Origin of the sequence: Pararhizobium polonicum, assembly GCF_001687365.1 — a bacterium.
In the GTDB taxonomy this organism is placed as follows: domain Bacteria; phylum Pseudomonadota; class Alphaproteobacteria; order Rhizobiales; family Rhizobiaceae; genus Pararhizobium; species Pararhizobium polonicum.
Window position 1 is genome coordinate 1 of record NZ_LGLV01000030.1, and the last position, 5,904, is coordinate 5,904.

2 tRNA genes and 2 rRNA genes are annotated in these 5,904 nt (G+C 52.8%); all 4 read right to left on the reverse strand.

Annotation, left to right across the window (positions count from 1 at the left end):
• Positions 1–10: 10 nt before the first annotated feature.
• The 4 genes from ADU59_RS29340 to ADU59_RS29355 all read right to left on the reverse strand — a co-directional run bounded on the left by ADU59_RS29340 (position 11) and on the right by ADU59_RS29355 (position 5,476).
• Positions 11–2,807 (reverse strand): 23S ribosomal RNA (locus ADU59_RS29340).
• A 636-nt stretch (positions 2,808–3,443) separates the two neighbouring features.
• Positions 3,444–3,519 (reverse strand) — tRNA-Ala (locus ADU59_RS29345).
• 96 nt (positions 3,520–3,615) lie between these two features.
• A tRNA-Ile gene (locus ADU59_RS29350) sits at positions 3,616–3,692 on the reverse strand.
• A gap of 297 nt (positions 3,693–3,989) precedes the next feature.
• Positions 3,990–5,476, reverse strand: a 16S ribosomal RNA gene (locus ADU59_RS29355).
• The 16S and 23S rRNA genes sit together here with 2 tRNA genes alongside, the layout of an rRNA operon.
• Between the last annotated feature and the right edge of the window lie 428 nt (positions 5,477–5,904).

A 5,904-nucleotide genomic window follows, 5' to 3' on the forward strand; every position in this document is an offset into this window, starting at 1 on the left:
AGCAATGAGAACAATCAAGCCAATCGAACGATTAGTACCGGTAAGCTTCACACATCGCTGCGCTTCCACACCCGGCCTATCAACGTGGTAGTCTTCCACGGTTCTCAAGGGAATACTCGTTTTCAGGTTGGTTTCCCGCTTAGATGCCTTCAGCGGTTATCCATTCCATATATAGCTACCCTGCTATGCGGCTGGCGCCACAACAGGTCCACCAGAGATATGTCCATCCCGGTCCTCTCGTACTAGGGACAGATCCTGTCAATATTCCTACACCCACGGCAGATAGGGACCGAACTGTCTCACGACGTTCTGAACCCAGCTCACGTACCGCTTTAATTGGCGAACAGCCAAACCCTTGGGACCTGCTCCAGCCCCAGGATGCGATGAGCCGACATCGAGGTGCCAAACAACCCCGTCGATATGGACTCTTGGGGGTCATCAGCCTGTTATCCCCGGCGTACCTTTTATCCGTTGAGCGATGGCCCTTCCACACGGGACCACCGGATCACTATGACCGACTTTCGTCTCTGCTCGACTTGTCAGTCTCGCAGTCAGGCGGGCTTATGCCATTGCACTCGACGAACGATTTCCGACCGTTCTGAGCCCACCATCGCGCGCCTCCGTTACTCTTTCGGAGGCGACCGCCCCAGTCAAACTACCCACCATACACTGTCCCGGATCCGGATAACGGACCGCGGTTAGACATCCATGACGATAAGGGTGGTATTTCAAGGATGGCTCCACGAGAACTGGCGTCCCCGCTTCAAAGCCTACCACCTATCCTACACATGCCGACACGAATGCCAGTGTAAAGCTATAGTAAAGGTGCACGGGGTCTTTCCGTCTGACCGCAGGAACCCCGCATCTTCACGGGGAATTCAATTTCACTGAGTCTATGCTGGAGACAGCGGGGAAGTCGTTACGCCATTCGTGCAGGTCGGAACTTACCCGACAAGGAATTTCGCTACCTTAGGACCGTTATAGTTACGGCCGCCGTTTACTGGGGCTTCAGTTCAAAGCTTGCACCTCTCCCTTTAACCTTCCAGCACCGGGCAGGCGTCAGGCCCTATACGTCGTTTTGCAACTTCGCAGAGCCCTGTGTTTTTGATAAACAGTCGCTACCCCCTGGTCTGTGCCACCTCTTTCCACTTGCGTAAAAAGAGGTCACGCTTCTTCCGAAGTTACGCGTGCAATTTGCCGAGTTCCTTCAGCATAGTTCTCTCAAGCGCCTTGGTATACTCTACCTGACCACCTGTGTCGGTTTCGGGTACGGTCTATACGGTGGAGCTATTTCCTGGAACCGCTCCGCTGCCCTGACAATCCAATAAGCCAGAACAACTTGTGCAATCCGTCACTACCACCAGGCCCACGAATATTAACGTGGTTCCCATCGACTACGCATTTCTGCCTCATCTTAGGGGCCGGCTAACCCTGCTCAGATTAACTTTAAGCAGGAACCCTTGGTCTTTCGGCGAGGGGGTCTCTCACCCCCTTTATCGTTACTCATGTCAACATTCGCACTTCCGATACCTCCAGGACCCCTCACAGGTATCCCTTCACAGGCTTACGGAACGCTCCGCTACCACACGTATTACTACGTATCCTCAGCTTCGGTGCATGGCTTTAGCCCCGTTACATTTTCGGCGCAAAGACCCTTATTTAGACCAGTGAGCTGTTACGCTTTCTTTAAATGATGGCTGCTTCTAAGCCAACATCCTGGTTGTTTTGGGATCCTCACATCCTTTCCCACTTAGCCATGACTTGGGGACCTTAGCTGGAGGTCAGGGTTGTTGCCCTCTTCACGACGGACGTTAGCACCCGCCGTGTGTCTGCCGACTAGTACTCCTCGGTATTCGGAGTTTGGTTAGGATCAGTAAGACGGTGAGTCCCCATAGCCCATCCAGTGCTCTACCCCCGAGGGTATTCGGTCGACGCACTACCTAAATAGTTTTCGCGGAGAACCAGCTATTTCCGAGTTTGATTGGCCTTTCACCCCTAGCCACAAGTCATCCCAATCTATTGCAACAGATGCGGGTTCGGTCCTCCAGTTGGTGTTACCCAACCTTCAACCTGCTCATGGCTAGATCACTCGGTTTCGGGTCTAATGCAACGAACTGAACGCCCTATTCAGACTCGCTTTCGCTGCGCCTTCACCTATCGGCTTAAGCTTGCTCGTTACACTAAGTCGTTGACCCATTATACAAAAGGTACGCCGTCACCCTTGCGGGCTCCGACTGTTTGTAGGCAACCGGTTTCAGGTTCTATTTCACTCCCCTTGTCGGGGTGCTTTTCACCTTTCCCTCACGGTACTTGTTCGCTATCGGTCATGCACGAGTACTTAGGCTTAGAGGGTGGTCCCCCTAATTTCAAACAGGATTTCACGTGTCCCGCCTTACTCAAGGACCTTGGGTGTTCTACATGTACGGGGCTATCACCCGCTACGGCCGGACTTTCCATTCCGTTCCACTTTATTCCCCAAGGCCACTGGCCTGGTCCGCGTTCGCTCGCCACTACTTACGGAGTCTCGGTTGATGTCCTTTCCTCCAGGTACTTAGATGTTTCAGTTCCCTGGGTTCGCTTCTTACACCCTATGTATTCAGGTGTAGATACCTTATCACAATGCTTAGAAACCCAAACCGAGCCAAAACTCAGCTTGGATTCTCTAAGCATTTAAGGTGGGTTTCCCCATTCGGAAATCCATGGATCAAAGCTTATTCGCAGCTCCCCACGGCTTATCGCAGCGTATCACGTCCTTCATCGCCTGTGCATGCCAAGGCATCCACCAATTGCCCTTATTTCACTTGATCGTTCTCATTGCCAATGCTCATCTTTGAGTTGGTCTTGGCAAACCTATCCTCCTCGCTTGCGCTCGAAGGGGTGCCAAGCCCGGCTATACGGACACTTTGCAGTGTGCCGAACCAGTTATCCAACGGATAAGGTTACCTTTTACAACCAAATCCAAATCCAGATGCCATCGACGTGTTCGATACGATCCTCATATGAAGGCACGCCGGTGCACTTCGAGGTCGTATCTTAAGACCAGCTTCTCGAGATCTGTCCGGGGATGCGCGGTCAGGCAACATCCATCGACATGTCGTCAGAGATGACCGGAAACACCAAAATCCCCAAATCCTTACGGACTTGAAGCTTCAGTGGATCAAACCACCAACAACAAACATGCCTTGAGTAACAAGCTTCCTACCTACCACCAGCCCCTCCACTGTCTCGGATCGGCTAGACCGTCGACAGCTTTAGCAGGACTGGGCTCGGACGTTGCAAATGACCTTTCGATCACTCTCAACACCTGGAAGCTTCCAGACATATCTTCTCTTCACAATGATATCAGAACAGGCATCAGGCTCAAACGAACCGATGCAAACTTTATTTCTCTCTTAGGATATTCCATCTTCCACCAAAGGCGCTTTTTTTTCAAAGCGCCGTAATGGTGGAGCTGAGCGGGATCGAACCGCTGACCCCCTGCTTGCAAAGCAGGTGCTCTCCCAGCTGAGCTACAGCCCCAATCTGTTTAAGCCCTTGCGAGCAACAAACTGAACGGTCAACGACCATGTCCGAGCAATCAGCAGCAAAAGCCGCGACAGCATCAGGACAAAAACATGGTGGGCCCGGGTAGACTCGAACTACCGACCCCACGCTTATCAAGCGTGTGCTCTAACCAACTGAGCTACGGGCCCAATGAATTAGCGTCGATCTTCAAAGTCCGATCAGACCGCCAAACAGGGGCAAAGCCCCACGCCGGTCGTCCGGCGCCCTGTCCGGAGGCGAGCGCATCTAAGCGCGGCACCGCCGTGAGGACATATCCTAATCGAGAAAGAGAAACGTAGACGGCGGTATTCGCCTTACTGCGGTGTACCCGAAGGCACATCTCAACAGCGTATGTGTTGCGATGGTCGCCTGACTGGCGCCATCTATGTTCTAATAAGCGTGACCAGGATGTCCGGTAATCCGTAATCCATGGTCGGCTTCCTTAGAAAGGAGGTGATCCAGCCGCAGGTTCCCCTACGGCTACCTTGTTACGACTTCACCCCAGTCGCTGACCCTACCGTGGTTAGCTGCCTCCTTGCGGTTAGCGCACTACCTTCGGGTAAAACCAACTCCCATGGTGTGACGGGCGGTGTGTACAAGGCCCGGGAACGTATTCACCGCAGCATGCTGATCTGCGATTACTAGCGATTCCAACTTCATGCACTCGAGTTGCAGAGTGCAATCCGAACTGAGATGGCTTTTGGAGATTAGCTCGACCTCGCGGTCTCGCTGCCCACTGTCACCACCATTGTAGCACGTGTGTAGCCCAGCCCGTAAGGGCCATGAGGACTTGACGTCATCCCCACCTTCCTCTCGGCTTATCACCGGCAGTCCCCTTAGAGTGCCCAACTGAATGCTGGCAACTAAGGGCGAGGGTTGCGCTCGTTGCGGGACTTAACCCAACATCTCACGACACGAGCTGACGACAGCCATGCAGCACCTGTCACCGATCCAGCCTAACTGAAGGACAATGTCTCCACTGTCCGCGATCGGGATGTCAAGAGCTGGTAAGGTTCTGCGCGTTGCTTCGAATTAAACCACATGCTCCACCGCTTGTGCGGGCCCCCGTCAATTCCTTTGAGTTTTAATCTTGCGACCGTACTCCCCAGGCGGAATGTTTAATGCGTTAGCTGCGCCACCGACAAGTAAACTTGCCGACGGCTAACATTCATCGTTTACGGCGTGGACTACCAGGGTATCTAATCCTGTTTGCTCCCCACGCTTTCGCACCTCAGCGTCAGTAATGGACCAGTGAGCCGCCTTCGCCACTGGTGTTCCTCCGAATATCTACGAATTTCACCTCTACACTCGGAATTCCACTCACCTCTTCCATACTCTAGACCGACAGTATCAAAGGCAGTTCCAGAGTTGAGCTCTGGGATTTCACCCCTGACTGATCGATCCGCCTACGTGCGCTTTACGCCCAGTAATTCCGAACAACGCTAGCCCCCTTCGTATTACCGCGGCTGCTGGCACGAAGTTAGCCGGGGCTTCTTCTCCGGATACCGTCATTATCTTCTCCGGTGAAAGTGCTTTACAACCCTAAGGCCTTCATCACACACGCGGCATGGCTGGATCAGGCTTGCGCCCATTGTCCAATATTCCCCACTGCTGCCTCCCGTAGGAGTTTGGGCCGTGTCTCAGTCCCAATGTGGCTGATCATCCTCTCAGACCAGCTATGGATCGTCGCCTTGGTAGGCCTTTACCCCACCAACTAGCTAATCCAACGCGGGCTCATCCAACTCCGATAAATCTTTCCCCCGAAGGGCGTATACGGTATTAGCACACGTTTCCATGCGTTATTCCGTAGAGTTGGGTAGATTCCCACGCGTTACTCACCCGTCTGCCACTCTGTATTGCTACAGCGTTCGACTTGCATGTGTTAAGCCTGCCGCCAGCGTTCGTTCTGAGCCAGGATCAAACTCTCAAGTTGAAAATCTAAACTGGCTTAATGGTCACGTCTGAATCGACGAGAACTTCACATATTCCTTAGTTCGTTTTGGCAAACCTTTCTTGTCTCACGACAAGGGTGCCAAAACCGCCATGCGGATAACCACACGACAAAGCCTGAATAAATCCAGACCAAACCAGAAACGATGTAACTTCTCATAGAAACGTGACCGCCATTGTCGACTTAAAACCGGAACTTAATCCAGTCGCGAACATCCGCCGCCCACGTTTCTCTTTCTCTCTATTCAATTGTCAAAAAACAGACGGACAAATCCGTCGAAAACCTAACCCCGAGAGCCCAAACATCCCTGCCTGAAACCCCAAATCCGCACCAAACTTTCATAAGAAACTTCAGAGCGAGTTCGTCGGTCGCCAGCAGCGCCGCCGCCCTCGTTGGTGAGCGGTTTATAG